Origin of the sequence: Acinetobacter sp. LMB-5, from assembly GCF_001541635.1 — a bacterium.
Taxonomy (GTDB): Bacteria; Pseudomonadota; Gammaproteobacteria; order Pseudomonadales; family Moraxellaceae; genus Acinetobacter; species Acinetobacter pittii.
Genome location: NZ_LRDR01000006.1, coordinates 44999 through 71542 on the forward strand (window position 1 = coordinate 44999; position 26544 = coordinate 71542).

The following is a 26544-nucleotide window of genomic DNA, read 5'->3' on the forward strand; positions in this document are numbered from 1 at the left end:
GCTGTTGCTGAATTATTAGAAGTTGTTGGTGAACATTTTTTGCATCTGAAAAAGAAAATTTTAATAAAAATAGCTGCGCATAAGATTATGGTCTGAGTCAATGATTAGAATTTTGCTACTACTTAAATAAACACGGATATCTCAAAACATCCGTGTCCGAAAAGACCTAAAATGAATTATGGTTTTTCTCTGCCAATAGCATGGTCTGTTTAAGCTGTTTACGGTTAAAACCTAGAAACTCAATCACATTTCTAAACAATGCGGGTGCTTTGGCAATCGGAGTATTTATTTTAGGTACGACGGTCATATCTTTACGCCGTTCTATGCTTTCAACTACACCCGAGACAACTTCTTCAATAGAGATATATTTCCAAATACCCGAGTTACCTTTCCATACAGCTTTACCTGCTGGGTCATTTTGAATAGTGTCCATTAATGGTGTTTTAAAGAAGGTCGGATGAAGGCTACCAACATCTATATTTAAATATTTTAATTCTAAGCGAAGGCTATCGCATAAAGCCCAGACGCCTGCTTTACTCGAAGTGTAGTGCGTGTTTAACGGGGAGTGGACGAAAGCCGCCATTGAAGACACTGCAAGTAAATATCCCTGAGTTTGTTTTACATAGGGTATAGCTGCGCGGAAAGTACGAAATACCCCTGTAAGATTAATATCGATGGTTCGCTCAAAGGTTTCAGGGGCCATATGTTCTAGTGCTTCGGTTGAAGCTATGCCAGCATTTGCAATTACCACATCAATTTTACCGAAGTGTTGAGCTGCATTTGTCATAGCCGTTTCTAGGCTTTCCAAAGAGCGGACATTGGCTACCCAACCTGCGGCAATGCTTTGCCCACCTAGCTGTTTTGCCTGACTTTCAACTTTGTTAAGGTCTAAATCTAGGAGTGCTAGTTTTGCACCTTTGGCTTGTAATGCCTGAGCAATCGCAAGACCAAGACCACCTGTTGAACCTGTGATGACCACAACTTTATCTTTTAATTTGTATTTAGACATATCAGATTTCCAGACATTTTTATAAATGGGCTTTAAGACAATGGATTATTTCTGGATAGGTTTAGATTCACTTTCAAGTTGTTGAAGTAATCCCTGCAATTTCTTATGGCGTACAACCATTGCATCACTAGCTGCATTAAACAGTCCGCGTAATATCGAGAACGGAACCCAGCGCACTGGAGCAAAAATGCGTGGCTGGCGACGCTGCACACCTTTTACAATTGTTTGCGCCATATATTCCGGAGAAATAGGCTTGCGTAACCATGCCGGAAATGCTGCTTCAATCATCTTCGTTACAGTAGGGTTACCCCCAAAGGCAACCTTGGCGATCGGTGTTGCTGTCCAGCCCGGATAGACAACACTAGCTGTTGCACCGGTATATGCAATCTCTGTACGGAGACAGCGTCCAAGCATTTCTACTGCCGCCTTTGAAGCTGCATATGGAGCGTTTGCCATTCCATTGACAAAGCAATAAACAGAAGAGGTTATGAGGATTTGTCCTTTGTTGCGAGTCACCTCTGGTAAGGCAGCACGGACTGTGCGCCAGACTCCAAGTAAATCAACCTCAACAATCTTATCGAACTCAGCTTCATCACAGCTAGCAATTGTCGAAGCACCATCACGCCATGAGATACCTGCATTGGCGAAAGCTATATCTAGGTGTCCAAAGTGTTTTATTGTTTTCTGGACTACCTCTTTTGTGGCTACTGCATCAGTAACGTCTAGCGCTAATGGTAAAACCCGAGATGCCTCAAATTCAGATGCAAGTTTATCTACAGCTTCTTGTTGCATATCGGTGAGTACCAAGTTTGCACCTAATGCATAAAATTCACGGGCTGTTGCTGCACCAATTCCTCCAGCGGCTCCTGTAATTAAAACAACTTTTTTGTTAAGGTCATATTTCATGGTCTTTCTCCAAATGTTTTAAATTTACTGTTAGTTGATTGGAACGATGCGTTTAAGAAAGTCAATCTGATCACGAACAACACGCTCAAAAGCCTCTCCAACGTAAATTTCAAAATGACCATCGGCGTAGTGCTTAATTTCATGATTGGGTGTATGGCTTGCATGACGCAATGTTGTTTTTGAGGGCGCCACCGAGTCGGTATCACAGACACAAAACAACACGGGCGCTTGAATACGTGATGTCTTACGGCCCGGGTAATAGCGTATGATGTCGAGTACAAAACGTGCAGCGACATAGTTTGGAATATTTGATCCAGAAGGCATAAGTGCGAGATAGCCTGAATAAGCGTCAGGTGCATTCATTAAGGCTGTATGTCCTGATGGCGCTGCAAGAGGCACCATGACTGGCTTTTTGCCGAGCATTGATCCAATCTTGTCTTTTAATGCGAGTCCCGTGAGCTTAAGGGTCGTTATTGGGTTCATTGCCATGCTAGATGAGAAACCATCAGTGAAGGGGCATTGTGATATAACAGCAGCAAGCCGATTATCACTAGCAGCTGTTGCCAATACATGGCCTCCACCGAAAGAAGTCCCCCATATAACTACGCGGTTTGGGTCAATTTCTTCTAGGCTACGTGCATAGGCAATAGCGGCTTTCCAGTCTTCAAGCTGACTTTTTATATCTAGTAATTGTCGAGGTTGTCCTTCGCTATCACCAAAATAGCGATAATCAAACACTAAACAAGCATAACCCTCTGCCACAAAACGTTCTGCAAAAGCTGTTAAACGCATTCTTCGAGTACCACCCAGACCGTGCGCCATCACAATAATTGGTGTGGTGGCCTCAGTCACCGGATGATATAAATAGGCACTGCATTTCATGCCATTTGAATTAAACTGAACATCCAGTGGCGCTTGGGTCACATTATTTAGACTTTTACCCATCGTATTTTTCTCAATATTGGCTATAACGCTATCTTCTAAAAAATAATGAGATAGGGCTTGATGAAAGCTGCCATATTGCTTGACACTTTGCGCCAAAATTTGGATTGAGCAGGTATTTTTAGTCATTTGCTTTTGTTTAAAAGCTTTAAGTACACTAATTGATAATTGGCGCCAAATTAGAACTATACGGAATGAATGGATTGAATAAACCGTTGTATAGAAGAAGGATTTCTGAAATCTATGTTCAGTTATTATTTGAATATCTCGAAAAACTAGGTCATGACCCAGAAAAGGTGCTGGGTGAACCGTGGCCTAAAGCAGATTCAAATCATTTAGAAGGCGTAGATATCAACCATTGGGAAAATCTTCTCATTATTGCCAAAGATTATTTAAATGACCCTTTCATTGGTTTACATGTGGGTCAAACCATTACAGCTCAGCATTTAGGTGTTTTAGGATCTGTATTTCTTGCCTGTGAAAATCTAGGGGCAGTTTTAGATAGGTTTGAACGATATCAGAGGCTTGTCTATGATGTTTATCCTGCTACTGTTCACATTTATACTGAATATGTAGAACTTTCATGGGATACAAAAGGTGAGCAAGTCGGCCCTTTATCGGATGAAACTGGCCGTACTGTTATAGTTCAGTTTTGCCGTAGCCTCATTAGAGGAAAAGTAAGACTCAAAGAAATACATTTTATTCATGAGCAGCCTGAAAATATTAAGCCTTATGAAGAATATTTCGGCTGTCCTGTACTTTTTGAGCAACCCGTGGCACTTATGCGTTTTGATAAGGAAGTCTTAAGTCTACCGCTTAAAAACTCCGACGCCGTCTTAGTTGCCATACTAGAAAAACATGCCGACAAGTTACTGGCAAGTCTGCCACATATTGATGAAATTACAGATCTAGTTCGTAAACAGATTGCTTACTTACTTCATCAAGGCGAACCCACTATTGAACAGCTTGCAGAGGGATTAAATTATTCACGTAGAACCTTACAACGCCGTTTAACCGAGGCAGGTACGAATTTTCGGAAAGAATTAAATATTGTCCGTTACGAATTGGCAAAATCGTATTTAAAAGATCCAAGACTACAAATTGTAGAAATAGCTTTACTGTTAGGTTATGCCGAGCACAGCCCATTTACACGGGCTTATAAAGAGTGGTCGGGTAAAACGCCACAACAAGCTAGAGAAGAAATGAATGAGTTAAGGTAGAACTTTTATACTATAGATTCTACCTTTTAGCTCTATACAAATGCTTTAAAAAGATAAGCAGATGTTTTGAGTGTTCATTCATCGTTTAATGCACATTCAAAATTACTTGGGTTTTCTTTACATCTTACTTTTTTAAGAAAATTCATCATTTTAGGGTCGTAGATACCTGCCTTGGTTAGCTGTATACGAGCCTCACGCATCATTTTCATATAATTTACTTGTTCATTTTTAGGAATATCCATCCAATACTTTGATGGAATATCACTTTCATATTTAGCAATAATGCCAAATGTTCTATTGAGTTGGCTGGCTACCCAAGTCCGCGACTTTTGCCCAAAACCTGCTGGAAACTGGTCTTTACGAATAATGAAGTTTGCTGAAATTTGAGTTAAAGGAAAACGAACGATTGCTCCTTTCTCACCTAAACCTTTGTGTAGTTCAAAAGGTTTAAATGCCACAATAGGAGCGGGCACAATATCAATTTCATGATTATTAAACTTCGCACCGGCATTGGTGACGTCTACCGATACAGCCTGACCTCCGACATGTTGCACAAGCTTTGGTTGGGCTTCATCATATTTAAATACCCCAATTTTTTTACCGGCAGCCTTCGCGAGAGTATTTATACTTCTATCATTTACAAATAAATATGCAGGACCAATTGTGCCTAAACCTGCAATTTCATAAGGACCGACCACCATGTTTTTTGCGGCCATTGGTGAAGACAACAGCTTATAGGCATTAATTGCCGTTTTCATATTTGTTAATGCGCCGACCGCATCTAAAGATCCTGTATACTTATTAAACTGACGGCCACGTAAACCACTAATAATAGCGCCATCACACTTACCGACTTTTAAATCTTCAGCCGCAATGCGTTTATCTACATATGCTTTTAAAGATAGATCAGCACCCCAGTTTTTAGCTTCAAGTGCGTAATCTTTGGCTAAAATTTAAAGAAAAAAAGTCAAAAGATAGCTTTGAGTTGGATTTTATTTTTTTGTGATTTAGCTATTGTTTAAATAATTTGAGATCTACCAGTGAGCTAAATTTAAAGAACAGCTACATACACGTACTATATCAGTTTTTTAGAGCATGTAAAGAAGGTTTTAAAAATATTTATATAAATTTCAATATGATAGAAAATATTCTATGTATTGCAATTTAGCCTAAGCAAATTAACAACTTTAGGAACCAAAAGGCGATCTAGCAAAAGAAATTTTTATGGTAGCTAGTAACCAGAATACAGATCGTCAATTTAGAATATAGTGAATCGCTCAGCTCGCTAGGGCAAATTAAAAATGTAATTACACTTTGTAGAAGGCTGCCTAGAGAATTAATCTGGCTAAAAATAGAAATAGGGTTAGTTAGTTTAAGTGGTTAAGCGCGCTAAGGGCTATAAGTTGCCTGAGTAACAGATGGCGAATTTACCGTAGTAAAGAATAAACGGCTTAGTAGCAATGCAGAGTAGCCAGCATCATATATAGGTAGGTTTCTACGTATCTTATTTAACATAATAAAAAGTTATGCGAAATCAGATATTTACGTTATTTTTTAATCTTAATTCATTCAGCTTGATTGTTTAAAATTTCATAAAGTCTATTTACTGAATCAGTGAATTCAATAGACATATATTCTTCAGAAAGCATTGTTGATGTTTTTATTTCATAAATAAATTTTTTTAATTCGCTAATGTTTATTTCATTTTTATTCAAAAAATTAGTTAAACGATCATCTTCAAATTCTAAATCAATTATTTGAAGATGTTTTTTTATTTTATTCATCATACTAGTGTTAGTCATCTCGAAACATCTCTTCAATTTCATCCCAATCAGGCAGTTTATGCTTCCTAGGTACTATCTCAAATTGTAGATCAACTTCGTTCAGTATGCGCTCAAATATATCAAAAGAGCCTGTAAACCATCCGTTTTCCATTTTGGAAATTGTTGTTTTATTAATTCTCGTTAGTTCTGATAGTTTTTTTTGAGTGTAGTTTTTTGCTTTTCGAGCTTGTTGAATTCTTTTTCCGATTTCTTCTCTTGTAGCCATCGTGTTTCCTAATTTTAGCTTTTTTGAACATTTTGAAAATGAAATTTTATTTTCAAAATTATTATAAATATTAATTTAAAATATTTTAACGTGCAAAGTTGCCTTCTTTTAATGGCAACTTAAGTCCGAATATTCGGATTTTTAGATCATTTTTTGATCTGCTGATTTTTAAATTAACTGTTTATATATATTTTAATTAATAGAGTATATACCGCAAATTTTAAAATAATATTTAATAGGTGAAGGTCATATTAACCATATACCGCAAAAATATAATACTGTGGTATATGGTTTATTATGAATTAAATCAATTTAATTTTACAAAAAATTACAAAATGAATTTTTATAAGTTACTGTTTTTTATATTATATTTGCGGTATATGGTTTTTCTAAATATATGTTTTTTAATTTGTTTTTATTTTTGTGTTGTTTAAATTAATATTAAATTGAGCGATTTTTTATTTTATTTACTTTTTATTGGTTATGTTTAATTATTGTCGCATTAGATAAGTTTGATTTGGTGGAATCATGCATATTCAAAACGATTGGTTACATATATTAATTAATTTCTATGATCACGTAATAATATCTTCAAGTGATAATGAATATCACATTGTAAATATTAATCTTGTTGCTATCGGTATTAAAACAGCAGCACGAGTTGTTTATGCTGATGAGAATGATTGTTTACAACATACAGAGTTATTTCATCCGTTCGAATCGGTAGCATCAAATCTGAGCGGCTTTTCTCTCAAAGTATTTAATAATTGCAAATTTAAACCTCGGATAGAGATAAAATTTTCGCCATCAAAAATTCTGCAGAAACATAATGTTTTTGGTCCAAAATCAGGCTTTCACGCAGTTTGTGATGTGCTCACAAGTCTTCATCTTCTCTATCCGAAACTAATTCAATATTTAGATATTTCAAATGCTGAAATTCTTGCTATTGATTACACAGCATCAGCTCGTATGAAAAGTAAAACAGAGCTGAAACAAGTGCAAAATTTTCTCCGTAACGTAGCAAATAAATCGCTAAGAAAATCAAATAAATCAGCTAGTTTTGATTCCACAATTTATTGGGGTTCAGACAATTCAATACGTCTAAATCGTAAGTGTTATGACAAACATGAAGAATTACTGAATGAGATTAATGATTTAAAGAAGAAAGCTGGCCGTGGCGATCTACAAGCAATTGATTCATTAAAATTTTTAGACTGTGAATCTGTCATCGAGTTTTCTAAATATCTTCTCCGTTTTGAAGCACGCTTGAAAAAACAGTGGCTATATGAAAACGGTATTCCATTGAATTTGTGGCATTTTTTTGCGTTCGAAAGAGATAACCCAAATTTGGGCATTGAACTGTGGCAAAAAGCTTTTTCTCCTCTTTTTGAAGGATTTGAAAATATGAGTATGAAAATTTATAACGATGATGAAATTCTAAACAAGATCAGTATTGTTCACGACAAAATTACTCGAACTGGGCGTTTGTCAAAAGTTAAATCAATCAATTTATTTAACTTTTACATTTCAATTAGAAGTCTCGGTTATGACAAAGTGAAAGAAATTACTTCAAATTCTAAATTTTACGAGAATTTGAAAGATATTCTTGATTGTGATTTTTGCTCGAAATTTGAGCTTCAGAATCTGAAAAGTATTGATGAGAAAAATATTGTGCCTTTTTTAAAATTGATCGAAATCGATTTTTCAAATCAATTGCCTTCTGATTATGTTGAGCCAACTTCTCCTCATTCTCATATTTACAAACATTTAATTCCAAATTTTTCAAAAGCTTCTTAATTTTTAGAGAGATCATTATGAGATTACATGCAACTTTTTTACTAGAAAATGTCAGTGATTATAAAGATGAACAAAAAAACATTGTTTATCATTCACTTGTAACGACACAGAAGAAGTTTTCAAGCAAGTTAAATCGTGAAATTGAAGATGTCGTTTCGATTTCAATTCCGCAAAAATTTAGTTGGTTATCTGCTGAGTTAAAAAAATATATTGGCAAAGAAATCATCGTTGCGGTTCGTGAACGTGTCTTTAATGACAAATTTTCTGGTTACGCACTTGATTCTGATCAATTCTCAGTGAACGAGTAATCAAAATGGGAATTAATGTAAATAATGAAATTGCTGAACTAGCATCTATTCGTTCAAATTTATTTGAAGTTTCTAGAAATTGTGAGCAATCAGTTGCACGTGATCTCAAATTAAATATTCAGAAAATTGATTTTTTAATTGAGCAACTGAAGCAGAAAAAAAGTGTTGTAGATGTCGTTTACCTTGGTGATTTAAAAGATATTAATCATTTAAAAAAGTAATGAAAATGAGCTATTTAACTTATTGTTGTGAAAATTGTGGATGTTTTTTCTTTTATGAAAATGTGTATTTAAAACACAAAAAAACATGTGGAGATTGAAAATGATAGATGCAGCTTCGATTCACTATATACCTCAATTTTTTACTGAAATGCATTTAGTTATTTCATTTTTTTTGGGTTTTATAACTTGTTTAATCTTCTTCCCAAAACGAAGCGGAATTTAAGAAATGCACGTTTGCAAGACACTCTCAACGCCAATCGAAAACGGCTTACAAACGTGTTCAGAGTGGACAACTTTTGAATTTATTGATCTTTTTCAATCGCTTGCGATAACAAAAGTTCAAATGGTGCAAATTGGTGCCTCACTCATTGCTGTCGCTGCTTGCTTCATTGCTTTTGCAGTGATCGCAAAAGCAGTAAATCAACTTTAACAACTGGAGCATATCACATGCAAAAAGTAACTGTAATTGAAAAAAATGGTGCTTGCGAATTATCGCTTAAACCTACCTTTTCGACTCGTTTTAAACAATCATTAATTATTGCTGCTGGATCAGCTCTTGCTTTACATGCTAGCGCTGCGAGTTCAATTGATGCGACCGGCCTCACTGGCGAGATTGAAGGCGCCAAGGATACCGTCCTCGGTCTTTTCGGTGTTGCACTTATTGTTTTGGGCGTTTTCGCTGGCTGGCGTTATTTAAAACGCGGTGCAAATTCAGCTTAAATTTAACTATACAGCCCCTTGTTAGGGGCTTCTGAGGTCTAAATGGAAGAAGCGAGCATTTTGAATTGGATACCCATTTTTATCATTCTTGCTGCATGCGCACTCGTCATAAAATATTTTTAATATTCATTGCATATGTATTTCATATTGCAATGTTTAATTCAGCTTATGCATCTGTCGCTGATGGCACCTGGACAAGCTACGATACAAAAGTAAAAGTTGGTAATGCGTATAAAACAGTTCGTACTGTTATTAAAAATCCCAAATTTAAATCAAGTGTTCATGGGCTTATTTTGGCAACAACAGTTGCATATGTTGGTGATGAAGTAGTTACGCGTTATCAAAATGGCGAGTTTGACTCATCAATTGAATCAATTAAAACTGGCATTGCCGAGATGTATGCAACTGGTCAAAAAGCAGGAGGATGGCTTGGTCAACAATTTCAAAATCTTTCAAACAAATATTCATGTAAAAATGGTGAATGTGTTGATACAACTGCATCAGCAAATTATCTTGATTCAAAATTCGATGGTGTAACTTTCTGTCGAATTAATTTATGTGCTGACTCTGTTGGTCAAATTACTTCACAATTGAGTCTTGGCACAGCTGATTATTCTTATACTTATTCACTTTCTTCAGTAGATTTTTTAAATACGACATCGACAAATGGCAAATTCGGTGTTCAAAGAACGTGCATTTCAAAAACAGGCGGTGCTGTTTGCAACGGACAAGTTACTTCAACGAATAACATAGAATTTATCTTCTATAAAACTGCTGCTCCAGTTATTCCAAATTCGGATACTGAAGTACGCCCCATAGTTACACAAAAGGATATTGCGAAAGATGTTGAGACACCGTCTACTGATCAACAAGTAGCTGATACAGCTACACTTTGTTATTTGACTAGCTGTAATTCAATATCAATTCAAAGAAGTGTTGATTCAGCTTATCCCGTTTCAACAACGGCAAGTGGAAAGACAATTCCAAGTGATGTAACTTACCCAGATTCAGCAACACAAGAAGATATTTCTACATATCCTGATCTTAATGATTCAACAAATTCAACTGGTTCTGATTCAAGCGGTATAGCGGGGACATATCCTGCATTTTGTACTGTAGCAAAACCTGCCTGTGATTTTTTTGATTATATGAAAAGTAAAGTTGATGCGGCTTCAAATTATTTTAATGAGCAGCCAACTGATCAAACAAACGTAAATATTGAAACCTCACCACCAATCACTATTGATACAGATATTAAATTTAATGGTCAGTGTCCAGCACCACTCACATATGACTTTAATTATGGCGGCCAATCACAAAAATTTGGCATAACTGATTTTTCTCCTTTTTGTTCAATGCTCAGCGACATTATGAAACCTATTGTGATTGCCATTTCTTCTTTTGCTGCTGTTTTGATTGTTTCTGGAGTCCGTACAAATGAGTAGTTTGGCAACAATTTTTGCAAGTTTGCAAAAAGGATTTTTAAAAAATGTTTTGCAAGGCGCGGGTCTTACGCTCGCTTCATCTGCAACTGTTCTAATCGTATTAGATACCGCTGTAACCGCATTTAAAACTTCACTTGGCGCAGTACCAACCACGATTTTAAATTTGGCAGGTCTCGCAGGTTTTGATTATTCATTTTCAATCATTCTAGGCGCTATCGTTACGCGTTACGTACAAACATCATCTAAATTGACTCTTAAAAAATTAGGTTCTTGATAGCACTCTCTACCGACTGAGAATCCAGACGAAGGAGGGAAGAGAGTGCTATCAAGAAATTAGGAATGGTTAAATATGCTTAATTTGATCACTGGAGTACCTGGTACTTGTAAAACAGCCTATGTAGTAACCCAGCTTGATAAAGTTGAACGAGAAAACAAACTCAACTTACAGAAAAATAAGTCAATTTATCTACACAATCGCCCAATTTTTGAAAAGTATCGTAATGATTTTAGTTATTTTGAAGTTGAGAGTGGATCTGGGCATGAGTTAAAAACAGATCTAGAATTACTTTCAGATGATTATTTTGATTTTCTTAATGAAGATTATGATGATCTTAGACCTGACTTTTATTTTCTACGTTCAACGCGTTATAACGAAATTATTGAACGTATTCATGAGCGGGATGGAGAACAAGATTTTAAAATATTTGAACCCGTTAGAACAATTTATACAAACATCAAATCTTTAAAAATTGACTATGTACGTGCATTAACATACGACTGGCGTGATTGCCCTGATGGTTCGATTGTTGTAATTGATGAAGTTCAACTTGTAGAACCTTACTCAGATTTAAAGCTGAAACATGAAATTGTTCAGCATCTGACGATTCATCGACATCGCGGTTTTGACTTTTATTTCATTACACAAGCCCCAAGCTTGTTACATCCGACTGTGAAAGAGTTGATCGGCTGTCATCGACATTTAACAAAACCGTATGGTGGAAAAACAAAAATATATCAATTTGGTTCTTGCCGAGCTTATCCAAATACTCTTGTAAACAAATTGAATTGTGAAACTTCATTTCGTTTTAAACCGCAGGCTCGAATTTTTAAACTATATAAGTCAACAAGTATCAATACACATAAACCAAGAATTCCTAAGCAATTACTTTCTTTTTCATTTTTAATTGTTGCTGCAATTTGTTTCTCTGTTTATTTCTTAGTTATAAGAGAAAATAATTCTTCTTTTTCATTATTTGGTAGTTCAAAAAAAGAAGAAGCTCATTTAATTCAATCAACTCCCACGCCGACTAAAAAAACATTAATTAACGATGAAAAAAATGAAACTACGAAACAATTAATAAGCGTAGAGCAAGAAGAACAGCAACGTATTGCAATGATTATTGAATCATCGAATGATTGCTATGCGAAAAATTCGAATGGTGAGTTTATTGATATCTCAGTTGATGAGTGTAGAAAATTATCTACAAAGAATGTTCGCATACAATTTTCGAAGATAAAGAAACCACATCTATTAGATAATCAACCTCTTAATCAAGTTGAAAATCGAGAAGTAGGTATAATAAATAGTACAAATATTTAGAAGGGTTTACAAAAGCTAAAAAGTATTAATTAATTGTTTTATATAAAATTATTTAATGTTTTTTATTAAAAAATTCTATATATTTATTATGATTTTCTGGTATTATTTTATTGTTGAAACCACCATTTCAACAGCGACCTCAATGAGGTCGCTACATTAGTGATTCCTTAAAAAGGAAGAGTTAATTGGTAGGTAAGTGCATCTTCGTGATGCACTTTTTTTTGGAAAAAATATGCGTTATTCACGATCAATCGGTAAATTACGTGAGCAAGATTATGAATATATTATTTGCTTACTTGAACAACATTTAAATTGCATTCAGTCAAATGCTAGTTCAACAAATGAAGAAATTAATGAAATAAAGTTGATGATACAGAAAATACAACATCATTTATCTGTGCCAGTAAGGAGAGATTTTTCTGTTTATAAATATTGGTAAATATTAGCCTTTTATTGATTAATACTTTCTACTAATTTAACTTTATTTTTTATTCAGTATTTCTTATATTCTGGACTTACATTATAAATTATGAGTTCATTTATGAAACATACATTGTCTTTTACAACGATTTTTTGTTGCTTAATTTCTGGATGTACAACTATAGATACAATGATTCTTGGCATGCCATTAGCCAGATCAATTACACCCGACTATGTTAAAAACTATAAAACACCAGTTGAGCTTATTAATGCTAAAAAGCTCAATGGAGAAAATGGAGAAGGGGGTATATATCAAATTTCATTGAATCAGGAACAAATACCATATACATATATGAGTTCACTATGTAAATCACAACAAGGTAGTTTTTATAAAATAGATGCGTATTCTATCTATGGTACATACGGTTGCTCATTTAGCAATAATAATAAAAGTTGGTTCGTTAATATTCAAAAAGTTAGAGCCATTAGAAATGATGTCTATATTAAAACTATGCAGGTAGATCAAAGCTTCGTTAATCAACAAAAAAGAATTCGTGATCAAGAACTTCAAAGATTAGAAAATTATAAGTCTCAACAGATTATAAAAGAAAAACAAAAAGCTATTGAATATCAAAAGAATATACTTGCTAAAGCTCCAACATCGAAGGATATTGGAGCTACAATTTGTAAAGATACTGATGTTTCTGAATATACTGGTATGCTCGTTTATGGTCGACCACAATTTAGACCAGTTCCTGGGGCAAAGGTTATCGCAAGTTTAGAAAGTTTAGGAAATGAAAATCAGAATATTAAAATTAATATCAAAGGTTGGTTGAGTGATAACGGTGGAATCGGCTCAGGAAATAATGTTCTTTACAAGCAGACACCACTTGAGTCTGGCCGTGTGATATGGGACAACAAATCTGGTTGGTACAAGTGTAATTATTAAGCTAGAAAGGTTGTAAAGAAATAATTTTATTATGTTTAATTAAAATCGTTATATTTAAAAAGAGTTCATATGCATAGTTCAACTTATAGTGAATTAATGGGAGTTATTGATAACTGCCCAGATGATTTGATTTTTTATCACTACTGTTCTTCAGACACATTTTTAGCGATTTGCACTGGAAAAAAATTAAGATTTTCAGACATGAATAGTATGAATGATTCTTTAGAAGGGAGTTGGGGATATGATTTACTTATTCAAGTTGGAAATAAACTAATCTCCGAAGAAAAGATCTCAATAGAATTTTTAGAACGACTTGATGAAATATTACATTTTTCAAGTTTCCAATATCTAAAACTAATATGTTGTTTATCTAAAGATGGTGATGTATTGAGCCAATGGCGAGCATATACAAATGATGCAACTGGTTATTGCTTAGGCTTCTCTGCAAAAGATTTACTCAAAATGCCGATTAGAATCTTGGATGTTATTTATGATTTAGAGAAACAAAATGAGAATCTTTCAACAATTCTTTTGACTCTTAATAAATTGTTTAAATCAACCGACAAAAAGGAAAATGAAGCATTTACTGAATTAAGTCATGAATTGTCAGTAAACTTGGCACGTTTTAAAAATCCTGCTTTCAAAGAAGAACTTGAAACTAGATTAGTTCACGTTGCTTTGTTAGATATTTCTGATGAAAATAATCCTAAGTATAGGTTTGATAATGGCTTTGTAGATGGAGAACCAGTTACTTATTGTATTAATTATAGAATGAATACAAGTGTACCTACAGCCTATATAGACTTTGATTTTTTCCACAATGAGATTAACCCAATTAAAGAAGTAATACTTGGACCTAAAAACAATGCTCATCCCATGGGAGTTGTACTTGCTATGAGTACAATGGGGTTAAAGGATGTAAAGGTGAAGCGTTCTGAGGCGTCTTATCGCTAATCAAAGCTCTATTACATTGAAATTAATTTGAGATTTTAGATATGTCAAATGAGCGTGATATTGCAAAAATTGCAGGTTATATACTGAGAGAAGCATTTGTTAAAACAGCGCTTACTGAAACTGTACTTTATGTTGAGAAGGACATGCTTTTGAGTATAACTCCAGATGGTAAGTCAGTTTTTGTTAAAAGATTAAATCGAGATCATATTTCGAATAGGCAAATCAATCGGAAGGGAATTTTTAAAGTTAAAAAGTTGGTAAATAAGCCACGCAGATTTGTGTAAGCTTGCTTGCACGCAAATCGAGTAGTGGTCGGATTTGCGCATAACTTATCTTATGTTACTTAGGATACTCAGCAACGTGAATTATGATCATAGGGATTCACGTTGCTGAGCTGTAGCTACATACAGTGTTGTGTAGGCTACAGTCTTTAGATATTCTATTTAACATAATATACATTATACGAACAGTTATATAATTCATTATTAAGTCCTTGATTCTGTTGCCGTACGTTTAACTGTACTTATTACCTCATAAAGTTAAGCTATTGAATTTTATAAGACTAAAAAGTAATAAGTTGAGTTAAACATACGCAAAGCTTTTTTATTTAAACAATTTTGTTTGGTTGCGGTGGCTTTACATCTACAACAATGTATTTAACGCCTTTGCCCTGAAGTAACCATGTAAAATCATTGCATGATTAGATTTACATCTAATCATGCAATGATTTTAATTTAAACACAGTTATATCCCGTTAGTTGTAATTCTGCTTTAAGAATTTTTGCTGAATCAGTTGTAATGAAATTTTGCAGATAGTTTGTTGATTCAAAATAATATTCATGAACTGGCGTATTCATAACTATTCTATCAATAGTTATAGCTGCATTTGCCATATCACAAACATATTTTTTGTCTTTTTCTGAAAGGCTTTTTATGTCGTTTTCTACACTATTTAGTATCAGTTTTCCATGTACGATCACAGATAATCATGGATAAACTTTTTCTAACATTTGCAGATATTTCTTTTCATCCTCATAATTTGGATAATCCTGCGCTTGAGCCAAGTTAAATAATGATAGACCAATCAAGCTAATTATTATTCGTTTCATTTATAAGTTCTTGTAAAGTGTATAGAGTTTTACTATAACACAATTAAATAAAAAAATTATTGACAACTGAATAATCTTTATTTTTTTGAGTATCATTGCACTAATCAGGTCTTAATTTCACTTAAGTTACTTATTTAAGAATCAAATTGTGACTTCAGGCAGTATTATAGCTTAACACTATATGATGACAATTTATTTAATAATGCTAAATATTTTTATTTGTTGTTTAAAATGCATTCAAAGTTGTTTTAATTAATTAAAGCCTTTTATTTTAATTTATATAATTATCATAAATATTGATGCTGGAATTGTAATTATATAATTAACTTTTAACAATCATATATTGTTATATTAAATAATATTAATTGTTAAATTATTGCAACCTTCCTAATTGTTTTTTAAAAATTAAAGATATTTCAATTAATGTATTTATTATCAGTAATTTAATTTTATATCAACCAAGATTCATTATTGGTATAAAAGTGTGATTTAATTATCATTTTTAATTAAAGACCTGTAAAGCAATAACTATTTATATAAATGAAATAATTAGTGAGATACAGGTCACATGTTATTTATTTATTTATTATTAAAGTAAATCTTTATATTGTTTTTAAATAAAAAATATTGTATCTCTTATATTAACTATTTAATAAATAGGTATATATAAAATGAAAAATAATATATTTAAGCTTCTTGTTTTGATGGTGCTTTCCACTTCCCCACTATTTTGTTATGCAAGTAACACGATAATGATAAGAGGAAATGTTGTTGAAGATACATGTTCAAGAGAACATAGTGAGATAGAATGTGTTGAGGTAAATAATTTAAATATTAAGCTTGATAGTGAATATTTAAATAAAGATAGTCTTTTTAAATTAGCTCAACATACTGAGAAAATGGACACAAGTATTGAGAGCATAAGTTCTAATCACAAAGTCGTGCTTATTAACTACCATTAATATCCCAACTTATTTCTGTAATAAGTTTGATGAAAGAGTGATTTGTCGAATTCATCGCATGTTTTGATGAATTGATTGATGAGCCACTCTTTTTTCATAAAAAATGACTATTTATATGTTTTTCCTATATACATATACAGAATTTATTCTATATAATTGTATTCTAAGAATTTAAGATTATTTTTCACTTAATTTTTTTAATTCTTTTTCTATTTACATTGTGTTCTTATGTAAATTGCCTATAACAGTCACAAAGCCTTTCTATAAAACAAAAAAACTTTTATAAACAATAATATGGCCATTTGTAGGACCTCATATAATCCAATTAAATCATGTGATTCAATTAAAATTATGAAAAAATAATGTGATCTAGTTTGCATTTTGTTTGGAAAGTGTTAGCATTGTTACATTACTTTTCAAGATGTCACACACTGGAAAAGTAAGGAATTAAACTTTATATCCAGACTTTTGAGAAACACTATGAAAAAACTTGCTTTAATCGCTGCTCTTTCGGTTGTAGGGATTGCGAATGCTCAAGCTGCTGATGGTACAATTACAATTAATGGTTTAGTTACAGATAAAACTTGTGACATCGTTACCCCTGCTGGTAAAGACTTCACAGTTACTCTTCCAACTGTTTCTAAACAAACTTTAGCTGTTGCTGGTGATGTTGCTGGTCGTACTCCTTTCCAAATTAAATTAGCTAACTGTTCTGAAGGTAAAGTAGCTACTTACTTCGAACCAGGTGCTAACGTTGACTTTAATACTGGTCGTTTACTTAACAAAGATGCTACTGGTGCTAAAAACGTTAACGTTCAACTTTTAGGTAGCAACAACAACTTCATCCCAGTTCTTGCTGCTGGTGCAAACGGTGCTCAAGCTAACTCTCAATGGGTTGACGTAGCTGCAGCTGGTAGCGCAGACCTTAACTACTATGCTGAATACTATGCAACTGGCGCTTCTACTGCTGGTAAAGTAAATACTTCTGTTCAATACACAATTATCTATCAATAATTAATTGATGGTGGGGTTTCTGTGTTCGCATAGAAGCCCTTGTTTTGTGGCGCTTTCCCGAATCTTTCTTGGTTGTGAATTCTGAAATGAAATTGAACAGTTATAATTTTTTGTTAGGTCTGGCATTTGCTTCAGCAGTTGTTGCACCTGCTACTCAAGCAGAAATTGTAATTCATGGTACTCGTGTGATTTATCCTTCGGATGCTCGCGAAGTTACACTACAAGTTAGTAATAACGGTTCAAAACCAGCACTTGTCCAGGCATGGCTTGATGAAGGCGACTCAAAAAGCACACCGGATCAATCAAAAGTTCCTTTTATGATTGCTCCTCCTATTTCTCGTGTTGAAGCAACAAAAAGTCAGACGCTTCGTATTACTGCTTTGCCAACGGCTTCTCAGCTAAATCAAAAGCAAGAAACAGTTTTGTGGTTGAATGTTTTGGATATTCCTCCAAGACCAACATCAAAAGGCGAAAATGCGACTCCTGATAATTTTCTGCAATTAGCAATTCGTTCACGAATTAAATTCTTCTATCGCCCAGCTTCAATTAAAGAAGATGCGAATTTAGCAGCTGATAAGCTTCAATGGGTTAAATCTGGTCAAAATTTAAAGGTAAAAAATCCAACGCCTTTTCATATCACAATGACTTCTGTTTATCAGAAGGTTGGTGATAAAAAAGTTGATTTGTTACCTCAAGGGTTAATGATTAAACCTTTTTCTGAAGAGTCTGTTCAGCTTAAGAATGGCAATCTTCAAGATATGAGTTTTATGAATGTCAATGACTACGGTGGTCGAGTCGAACACCAAATAAAACTTCAGTAATCAGATTTATCTTTTTAATAAATTTAAGCACCTATTATGTGAGTAGGCGGACTTAGTTATGCCAAAAAAAAGGCAAGAATCTTATAAATTATTAAAACGCCATATTTGTTATTACTTGGCTTCTGGTGTTGTCACAATGACAATGCCTGTATTCGTGCATGCTGAAGAAACAGCCGCGAGTGCACCAGTGGAAGCTGAATTTGATTCTGCTTTTTTAATTGGTGATGCACAAAAAGTTGATATTTCTCGGTTTAAATATGGTAATCCTGTTTTACCGGGCGAATATAACGTTGACGTTTATGTAAATGGCCAATGGTTTGGCAAACGTCGCATGTTTTTTAAAGCATTAGATCCAAATAAAAATGCTGTAACGTGTTTTACTGGAAATAATCTTCTTGAATATGGTGTAAAACAAGAAGTTCTATCGCAGCACACTACCCTCCAAAAAGAAAATAGTAGTTGTTATAAAATTGAAGAATGGGTTGAAAATGCATTTTATGAGTTTGATACCTCTCGTTTACGTGTAGATATTTCCATTCCACAAGTTGCTTTGCAAAAAAATGCGCAAGGCTATGTCGACCCAAGTGTATGGGATCGTGGTATTAATGCTGGATTTTTATCTTATAACGGTAGTGCATATAAGACTTTTAATCAATCTGGCGATATACGCGAAACTTCAAATGCGTTTATGGGAGTGACTGCTGGGCTAAATTTAGCTGGATGGCAATTACGTCATAATGGCCAGTGGCAATGGCAAGATACCCCTCCCGAAAATCAATCTAAATCAAGCTACGAAGAAACGAGTACATATTTACAAAGAGCTTTCCCTAAATATCGCGGTGTCTTAACACTAGGTGATAGTTTTACAAATGGCGAAATATTTGATTCATATGGTTATCGCGGTATTGATTTTTCAAGTGATGATCGAATGTTGCCAAATAGTATGGTGGGTTATGCTCCACGTATTCGTGGTAATGCTAAAACCAATGCAAAGGTTGAAGTTCGCCAACAAGGTCAACTTATCTATCAAACAACAGTAGCACCAGGTAACTTTGAAATTAATGACCTTTACCCTACTGGTTTTGGTGGAGAAATTGAAGTTTCTGTTATCGAAGCGAATGGGGAAATACAGAAATTTGCTGTGCCTTATGCATCTGTTGTGCAGATGCTACGCCCTGGCATGAACCGTTATGCTTTAACTATTGGTCAGTTCCGTGATTCAGATATTGATATTGATCCTTGGGTTGTTCAAGGTAAATATCAACAAGGGATTAATAATTACCTAACAGGTTATACAGGCATACAAGCAACTGAAAATTATGCCGCTATACTGTTGGGTGCCGCTTTTGCTACACCAATTGGTGCCGTGGCATTAGATATTACCCACTCTGAAGCTGAATTTGAAAAACAGTCTTCACAGTCAGGACAAAGTTTCCGTTTAAGTTATAGCAAGTTAATTACTCCAACCAACACAAACTTAACACTAGCAGCTTATCGTTACTCAACAGAAAACTTCTATAAATTACGTGATGCTCTACAGATTCGTGATTTTGAAGAAAAAGGCATTAATACCTACTCTGCTGGTCGTCAACGTAGTGAATTCCAAATTACCTTAAACCAAGGATTACCTGAAGGCTGGGGTAACTTTTATGTAGTAGGTTCGTGGGTAGATTATTGGAACCGTAGTGAAAGTACTAAACAATATCAGGTTGGGTACAGTAATAACTTCCATGGTTTAACTTATGGTTTATCTGCAATTAACCGTAAAGTTGAATATGGCTCAACCAATCAAACACACGATACTGAATATTTAATGACATTATCGTTCCCGATTGATTTCAAGAAGAATTCAGTCAACGTTAACGTTACTGCTTCTGAAGACAGTCGTACTGTTGGTGCAAGTGGCATGGTTGGAGATCGCTTTAGCTACGGCGCTTCAATGTCACATCAAGACTATTCAAATCCATCATTTAACGTAAATGGACGTTATCGTACTAACTATACAACTGTTGGCGGATCATATAGTGTGGCTGATTCTTACCAACAAGCGATGGTTAGCTTAACTGGTAGTGTAGTTGCACATTCAGAAGGTGTTTTATTTGGACCTGAACAAGGTCAAACAATGGTACTTGTGCATGCACCAGAAGCCGCTGGAGCAAAAGTTAATAATGCTGTTGGTTTAAGCGTAAATAAGGCGGGTTATGCAGTAGTTCCTTATGTTACTCCGTACCGTCTTAATGACATTACCCTTGACCCACAAGAAATGTCGAGCCAAGTAGAGCTAGAAGAAACTAGTCAACGTATTGCGCCTTTTGCTGGTGCAATTGCTAAAGTAGATTTTGCGACCAAAACAGGTTATGCAGTTTACATTAATAGTAAAACTGCTGATGGCAACAGTTTACCGTTTGCTGCTCAAGTCTTTAATCAGAAAGATGAAGCTGTAGGTATTGTTGCTCAAGGTAGTATGATTTACTTACGTACCCCACTTGCTCAAGATCGTCTCTATGTGAAATGGGGTGACGAAAGCAATGAACGTTGTTCAGTTGAGTACAACATTAGTAATCAGTTGCAAAATAAGCAACAAAGCATGGTAATGACTGAGGCTGTCTGCAAATGAAAAGAATATTATTAACAGGTTTCTTATTTACGGCTGGTCTTGGTATATATGGCGGAGCTAATGCTTCGTGCATTATAACTAATTATCAAGCAAATGATGTCCTTATGAGTGTGGGGCGTGTAGTTGTAAGACCCACTGATCCAGTGGGTACAATATTAAGAAAAGCAACTTTTCCTATTAGTGATAAAGGCACTCTAGCGATATCTTGTGATAGTTATGATAGGGCGATTGCTGAATTAACTCAAGCTTACCCTTTAAGCTCTTTAGGCAATAGCATTTATACTACTAATATTCCCGGCATTGGTATTCGCCTATATCGTGAAGCAGAAAATAACACTAATTTTTCTGGTTATTATCCTTATGTACGTGGTGGAATATCCGGTAGACGTTTTTTAGCACCAGGTTACTTTGTTGTGGAAATCATTAAAATTGCTCCACAAACAGGTTCTGGGACTTTAGTGCCAGGCAGATATAGTAGTTATTATATCCGTGGCTATCCAGATAAACCCTTCTTAACAAGTACTGTTAATGCTAATGCAATTACGATTGCTTCTTCTTCATGTGAAATTCAAGGTAATATTAATAAAGTTGTACAGCTCCCGACCGTTACAAAGGCTGGTTTCAAAGGCGTTGGTTCTACTCAAGGTGAACAAACCTTTGATATGAACCTCTTATGTAATGGTGGTACAAGCCCTGCGGGTTATGAACAGAAAAACACTATTAGTTTAAGTTATGACTTTACCCAAGACGGCACAAATAGCCAGGTATTGGCAAATACGGCTGCTACGTCTGAAAAAGCCAATGGTGTCGGTGTGCAGTTACTCTGGAATTATCAAAATAAAAATCAAGTCATCAAAAAAGGCGATAAATTAGCTTTAGGTTCATTGTCTTCTAATCAGATACTTCAATATAACGTACCGATGACTGCCCGCTACTATCAAACAGCAACAAATGTGACTGCTGGTAAAGTTCGTGCAATGGCTACTGTAACTATTGAATATGATTAATCATATTCAATAGTTTATAAACACAATAATTTCAAATACATAAATATTAATAATAAATTTTACTTTAACACTACTTTCTAAAAATTTAACACTTAACTCGATAGGAATATTTATGAAAAAAATAGGTATAGTTGCTGTTAGTGCAGTGACATTATGTTGGGCTATGTATGAGGTATCTTCTGATAATACGAATACAGCACCACGTAACGAATCTAGCCAAAAAGTCACATCTAAAAGCATTTCATCCACTACAAAGAATGAAAAGTTAGCGTCTCAAACTCTCTTGGCTCAAACTACCTCCCTTAATTCCTCTGCCCCAGTTTGTAAATATAATTTTGATGCGACTCAAGAAGATTATGATCTCTGGAACAACGAACATACTGACTATTGGCCAATTAAAATATTCCCATTAATAATTGGCCAAAAATTTAGTCTTAAAGTAGAGCCTATGCCAGAAAATGAGTATGGTACTGTAGAGTATGTAGCTAGAAGTAAAGCTAGTCTTAATTCAACTAATGACATTGGTGATTTAATAATACCTCATACAGGTATTATTGCATTTGAAATAGAGCTTAAGATCCCAACCTCAGCTCTTGGGAGCTCATCACTTGGTAATTCTGCTTATTACTCCTCTGGCATTGGTTTTAATGGTGTAACAAATAATGGCTATACAGTCAGATCCAATTTTAGGTTTAATATGGGTACTTATGATCCAGATTTTGGTGAGAATCCTGCTAGATTAAGCTATTCTGTAGCTTACCGACTTAGTGATGAGACTGGCCCTGACAGTCGATATTCTAAAGGTCAAAACATGACAAATAATGCAAATGGATACCAAAGATTAGGTATTTATATTAATCAGAACACTAAGCAAGTTGGCTTTATTATAAATGGTGTTGATCAAGGATATAAATCTACTTTGCCTGCGCCACTTGAGAATATACGCTTTTTTGTTTCAAGTGATATATCAATAGATGCCGAACAATTATTTGGACAAGAGTTGTCGAACGAACTGATTACTGACCGTAATGCGCTACAGTTTAGTTACCCTCAGGGCACAACAGACATGTGCGGTAATGCCATTTAAGATATAAAACTATAAGTCGTAAAAAAGGGCTGAATCACAGCCCTTTTTTTATTTCATTTAGAAATGAATGACTGTGCGAATTGATTTACCTTCGTGCATTAAATCAAAAGCGGTATTAATGTCTTGTAGAGGCATTGTATGCGTTACAAAAGGTTCAAGTTGAATCTCACCTTTCATAGCATCTTCGACCATTTTAGGAAGTTGTGTACGACCTTTTACCCCACCAAAAGCAGTACCTAACCATTTACGGCCTGTAACTAACTGGAATGGACGAGTCGAGATTTCTTGACCTGCACCAGCAACACCAATAATAACGGATTGTCCCCACCCACGATGTGCACACTCTAAAGCTGAGCGCATAACATTGACGTTACCAATACATTCAAATGAATGATCTACACCCCAGCCTGTCATTTCTACAATCACTTGCTGAATAGGTTGGTCATAATCTTTTGGATTTAAGAAATCGGTAGCACCAAACTGCTTAGCAAGTTCAAATTTATCTGGGTTTGTATCTACGACAATGATGCGTCCAGCTTTCGCTTGACGCGCACCTTGTACAACAGCTAAACCAATACCGCCTAAACCAAATACGGCAACCGAATCACCTTCTTGTACTTTTGCTGTGTTATGCACGGCGCCAATACCAGTAGTCACTCCACATCCCAGTAAACAAACTTGTTCGTGATTCGCTTCAGGATTGATTTTTGCTAATGATACCTCTGCAACTACCGTATATTCACTAAAGGTTGAACAACCCATATAGTGATAAATTGGTTCGCCGTTATATGAAAAACGTGTGGTTCCATCCGGCATTACACCTTTACCTTGAGTAGCACGTACCGCAACACATAAGTTAGTTTTTCCAGATTTACAGAATAAGCATTCTTTACATTCAGCTGTATAAAGTGGAATCACGTGATCACCTGGTTGAACGCTTGTTACGCCCTCACCCACTTCAACCACAACACCTGCTCCTTCATGACCTAAGATGGCAGGAAAAACACCCTCTGGGTCATCGCCAGATAATGTAAAAGCATCGGTATGACATACCCCTGTATGGGTAATTTTTATTAAAACTTCACCCGCTTGAGGTGGTGCAACATCAACTTCAACAATTTCTAAAGGTCTTCCTGGGGCAAAGGCGACAGCTGCACGAGATTTCATCTTTGGGTTTCCTTTAAATCATTCGGTATTTATAGTCGAGCAAAATAGATTATATATTGATAATACAAGAGCTTAATTTTGCTTAAATTAAAATTGGCTTTCATGACAATCCATCACAGCATAGCCAGTCAAATACATCTAAGCAAGCCTACATTTAAAAAAGAAGAAAACCTCTTAGTTGAAGAGGTTTCTTATCAAATCATTAGCTTATAAGCAGCTTGTTTTTACTTAGAGGTAAATATCTGGTGGATATGGTGTGTTATCACTAATTGGTGAGTAAAGTGTATTTTCAACAAAGAAGCCATTTGGGGCTTGAGTGGTATCAATCGTAATTGAATCATACATAACTTGTGGATATGCCCAGATAAATTGCTTCATTAACCCTAAAGAAACATTGTTTTTCATGTCACCAAAAATTCGTTGCCAAATAGGTGTTCGATATGGCTTGCTTTTATCAAAACCATAGATATAAGCAATAGAGGCATCGGGAACAAAACCAGATAAATAAATGACTTTATTGGCAGGATAGCCTAACCCTTGTATAGATATTTGGGAAACTGCCTGATGTGCCAAGTCTAAGCGAGCTTCTAGCAACCAGTCATAAGCTTCTGTCATCATGTAATCAAAATTAGGATATGAGTAGTGTTGGCTTGGATAGTTAATATAAGTGGCTAAAGTCTGAATTGGAGATTGAATGGAAGGAAAGAAAATGAGCGGGCTAACTTTGGCACTGGAATATTTTGCTTTGATCACGGTACGAATATTTTGACAGGTTTGACCTAATTTATTTCTAAGCCATGTTTTAAACTCATCATATGGCGTTCCTGTTTTATTCATTGCCTCATAAATAGTACCTAAATCTGGTGCATATAATCCTGTATCTGCATTAAAAGCCAATTTTGTTGGGTAGTCATACACACAAGGTAGATTGGTGTCAGTGTTATACCACCACCAAGGTTCACCAATCTGCATATTTACATCGCATCCACCCACTACCATTGTATCTGCAAACTCAATAAAGACTTTATGTAGATATGCCAAAGCATTCTGATGACTTAAACTAAAAAAATAGCTCGGTGGTTGGTAGCCTGTTTTACCTAAATTACTGTTCCAGTCACGCTGTGCCCAATATTCATTGGCCCCCAAGGAATACATTTCAAAGCTGACCCCAAAGATGGGTTGCAAACTGGCGTTATGTAAAGCCTGGGCATATTTCTCATGCCATTTACGGGTACAGGAATTAACGACCGCCTCGCCTGTCACCAACGTATCAGGTATCTGCCATTTATTAATATCGCTTTTCCATGTCATTTCCGGATAATGCGACATTCCACAATAGTGGTTAACGAAACCCTGGTATCCCAAAGCGACCATATTGTTGACTAGGCGCTGCGGGTTTAAGTCATAATGGTCGTCATAGCTGGTGCAGATACCATAATTGTGCTGTGGCACAACTACACGGCTCAAATTTAACTTTGCATTTGTTCCAGTTACAACGGAGTTAGTGAGGCGAATGTAGCCATCTTTTGGTTGACTTAGAGGTATAGCGGTTTGACCATTATAGTCACTGGTAAAGCCCGAAAATGAGATTCGCTGAATATTGGTTACCGGAAAGCTATCTGTAGCAGAGAAGCCTGCTTTTACTGTATCCCAATTAATACGAATATGCGCCGTTCGCGAGGAAGGATTATTTGCGTAATTAAATAGAACAATATATGCAATTTTATTTACGCCATTTTCATTATAGTACACCGTTAAAGTGGGCGTTAAACTTGGATTATTCAGCACTGGCATAGAAGCCGATAATTCAATATCAAAATCCCAAACCACCCCTGCATAGCTATATTTGGTTTGATACGCTAAAAATTTATGATCTTTAGTGTCATAAGAATCCCAAGTAATTCCTACCAAATCATTTGTCATACGTGATCTAAAAGATGCTTCAAAACCATTTCCATAGTTAGTAATGGCGAAAGACATCGTTTGCGGGCCGTCTATTCTCCAATAAATAGGGCTAAACCGATCAATAAGTGTATTCTGAGTGATTGGGCGAGGTGATGTATTAGTATTATTTTGTACATTTTGTGAGTTGGTTATCATGTCTACATTCTCTTAATGTATTAAGAGGTTTTATATTAAATAATAATTCCTATTTTATTGTTCAGATAAGTAACAATGACGTTTAAATTATTTACAGTTTATATTTTTCATAAAGTTCAA

The 26544-nt window shown here is 35.0% G+C and carries 28 protein-coding genes and 1 pseudogene; 19 read left to right on the top strand and 10 right to left on the bottom strand.

Annotated features, from left to right (window positions below):
• Window positions 1-166 precede the first annotated feature (166 nt).
• Genes AW165_RS09105 through AW165_RS09115 form a run of 3 tightly spaced genes read right to left on the bottom strand, consistent with a single transcriptional unit; the run spans window position 167 to window position 2860 of the window.
• Entirely contained in the window at window positions 167-1009 is an 843-nt protein-coding gene (locus tag AW165_RS09105; protein ID WP_060465608.1) for an SDR family NAD(P)-dependent oxidoreductase, read from the bottom strand.
• Window positions 1010-1054: 45 nt separating this feature from the next.
• The gene (locus AW165_RS09110) at window positions 1055-1915 is read right to left on the bottom strand and encodes an SDR family NAD(P)-dependent oxidoreductase (protein WP_060465609.1); all 861 of its coding nucleotides are present in this window, start codon (window positions 1913-1915) and stop codon (window positions 1055-1057) included.
• A gap of 30 nt (window positions 1916-1945) precedes the next feature.
• Complete coding sequence (locus AW165_RS09115; RefSeq protein ID WP_060465793.1) at window positions 1946-2860, bottom strand: alpha/beta hydrolase; 915 nt, start codon at window positions 2858-2860, stop codon at window positions 1946-1948.
• A gap of 191 nt (window positions 2861-3051) precedes the next feature.
• Between AW165_RS09115 and AW165_RS09120 the strand changes: the two genes are divergently transcribed.
• Window positions 3052-4077 carry an AraC family transcriptional regulator gene (locus AW165_RS09120; protein WP_060465610.1) on the top strand — a complete coding sequence of 342 codons (1026 nt, stop codon included), beginning with the start codon at window positions 3052-3054 and terminating at the stop codon, window positions 4075-4077.
• A gap of 74 nt (window positions 4078-4151) precedes the next feature.
• On the opposite strand, the pseudogene adeT1 reads toward AW165_RS09120, so the two are convergent.
• The 3 genes and pseudogenes from adeT1 to AW165_RS09135 form a co-directional block, all read right to left on the bottom strand.
• Window positions 4152-5027 (bottom strand): annotated as a pseudogene (adeT1, locus tag AW165_RS09125) (putative multidrug efflux protein AdeT1); the annotation flags it as partial.
• Between the two features lie 615 nt (window positions 5028-5642).
• The gene (locus tag AW165_RS09130) at window positions 5643-5879 is read right to left on the bottom strand and encodes a hypothetical protein (RefSeq protein ID WP_060465612.1); all 237 of its coding nucleotides are present in this window, start codon (window positions 5877-5879) and stop codon (window positions 5643-5645) included.
• Complete coding sequence (locus AW165_RS09135; RefSeq protein WP_060465613.1) at window positions 5872-6126, bottom strand: helix-turn-helix domain-containing protein; 255 nt, start codon at window positions 6124-6126, stop codon at window positions 5872-5874. Before AW165_RS09135 ends, AW165_RS09130 begins: the two co-directional genes overlap by 8 nt.
• A gap of 528 nt (window positions 6127-6654) precedes the next feature.
• Between AW165_RS09135 and AW165_RS09140 the strand changes: the two genes are divergently transcribed.
• The 12 genes from AW165_RS09140 to AW165_RS09195 all read left to right on the top strand — a co-directional run bounded on the left by AW165_RS09140 (window position 6655) and on the right by AW165_RS09195 (window position 14824).
• A complete protein-coding gene (locus tag AW165_RS09140; protein ID WP_060465614.1) occupies window positions 6655-7923 on the top strand; it encodes a phage/plasmid replication protein, II/X family in 1269 nt (422 codons plus the stop codon).
• Window positions 7924-7940: 17 nt separating this feature from the next.
• Window positions 7941-8231 (top strand): hypothetical protein, encoded by a 291-nt coding sequence (locus AW165_RS09145; RefSeq protein ID WP_060465615.1) that lies wholly within the window; start codon window positions 7941-7943, stop codon window positions 8229-8231.
• A gap of 5 nt (window positions 8232-8236) precedes the next feature.
• Complete coding sequence (locus tag AW165_RS09150; RefSeq protein WP_060465616.1) at window positions 8237-8452, top strand: hypothetical protein; 216 nt, start codon at window positions 8237-8239, stop codon at window positions 8450-8452.
• Window positions 8453-8678: 226 nt separating this feature from the next.
• Window positions 8679-8882 carry a hypothetical protein gene (locus AW165_RS09155; protein ID WP_060465617.1) on the top strand — a complete coding sequence of 68 codons (204 nt, stop codon included), beginning with the start codon at window positions 8679-8681 and terminating at the stop codon, window positions 8880-8882.
• 17 nt (window positions 8883-8899) lie between these two features.
• Complete coding sequence (locus AW165_RS09160) at window positions 8900-9172, top strand: major capsid protein (protein WP_060465618.1); 273 nt, start codon at window positions 8900-8902, stop codon at window positions 9170-9172.
• A gap of 95 nt (window positions 9173-9267) precedes the next feature.
• Window positions 9268-10617: a virulence factor TspB C-terminal domain-related protein gene (locus AW165_RS09165; RefSeq protein ID WP_060465619.1), complete on the top strand. Its 1350-nt coding sequence runs from the start codon at window positions 9268-9270 to the stop codon at window positions 10615-10617.
• Window positions 10610-10891, top strand: a complete 282-nt coding sequence (locus tag AW165_RS09170) for a DUF2523 family protein (RefSeq protein ID WP_060465620.1) — start codon at window positions 10610-10612, stop codon at window positions 10889-10891. Before AW165_RS09165 ends, AW165_RS09170 begins: the two co-directional genes overlap by 8 nt.
• A 75-nt stretch (window positions 10892-10966) precedes the next feature.
• Window positions 10967-12217, top strand: coding sequence for a zonular occludens toxin domain-containing protein (locus tag AW165_RS09175; RefSeq protein ID WP_060465621.1), 1251 nt, complete (start codon window positions 10967-10969; stop codon window positions 12215-12217).
• Between the two features lie 196 nt (window positions 12218-12413).
• Complete coding sequence (locus AW165_RS09180) at window positions 12414-12656, top strand: hypothetical protein (protein ID WP_060465622.1); 243 nt, start codon at window positions 12414-12416, stop codon at window positions 12654-12656.
• A gap of 102 nt (window positions 12657-12758) precedes the next feature.
• Window positions 12759-13586, top strand: a complete 828-nt coding sequence (locus tag AW165_RS09185) for a hypothetical protein (protein ID WP_155859638.1) — start codon at window positions 12759-12761, stop codon at window positions 13584-13586.
• Between the two features lie 69 nt (window positions 13587-13655).
• A complete protein-coding gene (locus AW165_RS09190) occupies window positions 13656-14540 on the top strand; it encodes a DUF2971 domain-containing protein (protein ID WP_081410593.1) in 885 nt (294 codons plus the stop codon).
• A gap of 41 nt (window positions 14541-14581) precedes the next feature.
• On the top strand, window positions 14582-14824 hold the full coding sequence (locus tag AW165_RS09195) for a hypothetical protein (RefSeq protein ID WP_060465625.1): 243 nt from the start codon (window positions 14582-14584) through the stop codon (window positions 14822-14824).
• Window positions 14825-15274: 450 nt separating this feature from the next.
• Here the strand turns inward: AW165_RS09195 and AW165_RS09200 are convergent, their stop codons facing one another.
• Together AW165_RS09200 and AW165_RS20230 are read right to left on the bottom strand one after the other, a co-directional pair.
• A complete protein-coding gene (locus tag AW165_RS09200) occupies window positions 15275-15520 on the bottom strand; it encodes a hypothetical protein (RefSeq protein ID WP_228138747.1) in 246 nt (81 codons plus the stop codon).
• Window positions 15521-15526: 6 nt separating this feature from the next.
• Window positions 15527-15649, bottom strand: coding sequence for a hypothetical protein (locus AW165_RS20230; RefSeq protein WP_265733003.1), 123 nt, complete (start codon window positions 15647-15649; stop codon window positions 15527-15529).
• A gap of 671 nt (window positions 15650-16320) precedes the next feature.
• Here AW165_RS20230 and AW165_RS09205 point away from each other — a divergent pair.
• The 6 genes from AW165_RS09205 (at window position 16321) to AW165_RS09230 (ending at window position 23157) form a co-directional block, all read left to right on the top strand.
• Window positions 16321-16611: a hypothetical protein gene (locus AW165_RS09205; protein WP_060465626.1), complete on the top strand. Its 291-nt coding sequence runs from the start codon at window positions 16321-16323 to the stop codon at window positions 16609-16611.
• 480 nt (window positions 16612-17091) lie between these two features.
• On the top strand, window positions 17092-17625 hold the full coding sequence (locus tag AW165_RS09210) for a fimbrial protein (RefSeq protein WP_000731817.1): 534 nt from the start codon (window positions 17092-17094) through the stop codon (window positions 17623-17625).
• A gap of 86 nt (window positions 17626-17711) precedes the next feature.
• Window positions 17712-18446, top strand: coding sequence for a molecular chaperone (locus AW165_RS09215; RefSeq protein ID WP_000774083.1), 735 nt, complete (start codon window positions 17712-17714; stop codon window positions 18444-18446).
• 58 nt (window positions 18447-18504) lie between these two features.
• Window positions 18505-21063, top strand: coding sequence for a fimbria/pilus outer membrane usher protein (locus tag AW165_RS09220; RefSeq protein WP_060465627.1), 2559 nt, complete (start codon window positions 18505-18507; stop codon window positions 21061-21063).
• A complete protein-coding gene (locus AW165_RS09225) occupies window positions 21060-22070 on the top strand; it encodes a fimbrial protein (protein ID WP_060465628.1) in 1011 nt (336 codons plus the stop codon). The genes AW165_RS09220 and AW165_RS09225 overlap by 4 nt, the downstream gene beginning before the upstream one ends.
• 112 nt (window positions 22071-22182) lie before the next feature.
• Window positions 22183-23157, top strand: a complete 975-nt coding sequence (locus AW165_RS09230) for a DUF4882 family protein (RefSeq protein ID WP_060465629.1) — start codon at window positions 22183-22185, stop codon at window positions 23155-23157.
• Between the two features lie 57 nt (window positions 23158-23214).
• Here AW165_RS09230 and AW165_RS09235 read toward each other — a convergent pair whose 3' ends face one another.
• Together AW165_RS09235 and AW165_RS09240 are read right to left on the bottom strand one after the other, a co-directional pair.
• On the bottom strand, window positions 23215-24324 hold the full coding sequence (locus AW165_RS09235; protein WP_060465630.1) for an S-(hydroxymethyl)glutathione dehydrogenase/class III alcohol dehydrogenase: 1110 nt from the start codon (window positions 24322-24324) through the stop codon (window positions 23215-23217).
• 228 nt (window positions 24325-24552) lie between these two features.
• The gene (locus tag AW165_RS09240; protein ID WP_060465631.1) at window positions 24553-26424 is read right to left on the bottom strand and encodes a hypothetical protein; all 1872 of its coding nucleotides are present in this window, start codon (window positions 26422-26424) and stop codon (window positions 24553-24555) included.
• Window positions 26425-26544: the final 120 nt, after the last annotated feature.